General features: G+C 66.5%; 1 pseudogene. It reads right to left on the bottom strand.

Going from position 1 to position 477, the window contains the following annotated elements:
* Positions 1-477 (bottom strand): annotated as a pseudogene (fliP, locus tag J5M71_RS27830) (flagellar biosynthetic protein FliP); the annotation flags it as partial.

The raw sequence follows: 477 nt of genomic DNA, 5'->3' as shown, positions 1-477 counted from the left end.
GCATCGGCGCGGCCTTCGAGATCTTCGCGAACAGCGCGAGATCGGTCTCGCGCGTCTGCTTGAGCATGAATGCCTTGAAGGGCGCGGTGCCGCGCTGCACCGCCTGGTCCATCTGCAGCGTGCCCTCGGAAAACGGCTTGTACGCGTCGTTGTACGCGCGGTCGAGCACGGGCGACATCACGAACAGCGTGAGGAAGAGGGCGAGCCCGACGAGCACCTGACTCGGCGGCGTCGACGCGGTGCCGATCGCCTGCCGCAGCAGCGACAGCACGATGATGATCCGCGTGAAGCTCGTCATCATCAGCAGCATCGCCGGCAGGAACGACAGCATCGTGAGCAGCAGCATCGTCTGCACGCTCAACGAATAGGTCGTGCCGCCGTTCGGGCCCGGCGCCGAGTTGAACGCAGGCAGCCCGGCCGCCTGCGCGCCTTCCGACAGTCGTTCGATGAAAACCGCTTGCCTGCGCGGCGCGACGA

This window comes from Pseudomonas sp. 43(2021) (assembly GCF_017490805.1).
In the GTDB taxonomy this organism is placed as follows: Bacteria; Pseudomonadota; Gammaproteobacteria; order Pseudomonadales; family Pseudomonadaceae; genus Aquipseudomonas.
Note: the sequence above shows the minus strand (reverse complement) of the source record. Positions and strands in the feature narration are given on the sequence as shown.